Origin of the sequence: Lichenihabitans sp. Uapishka_5 (genome assembly GCF_033947565.1) — a bacterium.
GTDB lineage: Bacteria > Pseudomonadota > Alphaproteobacteria > Rhizobiales > Beijerinckiaceae > Lichenihabitans.
The window spans coordinates 1-597 of record NZ_JARPVX010000228.1 but is presented as its reverse complement, the minus strand read 5'-3'; the positions used below and the strand labels follow the sequence as shown (position 1 = coordinate 597).

The window sequence follows — 597 nt, the reverse complement described above, 5'->3', positions numbered from 1 at the left end:
ATCGCCGACCATCCCATGAGCCGCCTCGACGAGCTGCTTCCCTGGACTTGGAAGGCCCGCCAGCCGCAGCAGGCTCAGGCCGCGTAGCCTGCCGTGGTCATCCGCTCACGCTTACGGTCGAGGAGACACGAGCCGCGCGCTTCTCGCAGGGTTCGAGCGGCACGTCGGGAAGTGCCCTCAAGGCGGCGAGATCGGCGACGAGCCGCTCGCCGATGGTGGCGGCATGCTGACCCGCATGCTCGGCCTGCCGTGCGCGGCAACGGTCCGCCAGCATGGCGTTCAGGGCGTCGAAACTCGCCGCCGTGGGGATCGGCGTCATGAAGTTGGCGCGGGCGTATTTGACCAGCCCTTCGACCTTGCCCTTGTCGTTGCCCTTGCCCGGACGGCCGAAGCGGTCCTGGAACAGGCAGTGGCTCACCAGCTCCGTGAAGGCGCGCGTGCGATCGCGCGTGCCGTCGCCACAGATCTTGGCCACGGCGATCTTGGTGTTGTCGTAGAGGACCGACAGCGGCACGCCGCCAAAGAAGGCAAACCCCGAGACATGGCCGTCCAGGAAGGCCTCGGTGGTTTCCCGAGGATAGGCCTTCACGAAGCAGG

1 pseudogene is annotated in these 597 nt (G+C 67.5%); it reads right to left on the bottom strand.

The features are described 5' to 3' along the window. Positions 1–106: 106 nt before the first annotated feature. Positions 107–597 (bottom strand): annotated as a pseudogene (locus P7D22_RS23345) (IS21 family transposase); the annotation flags it as partial.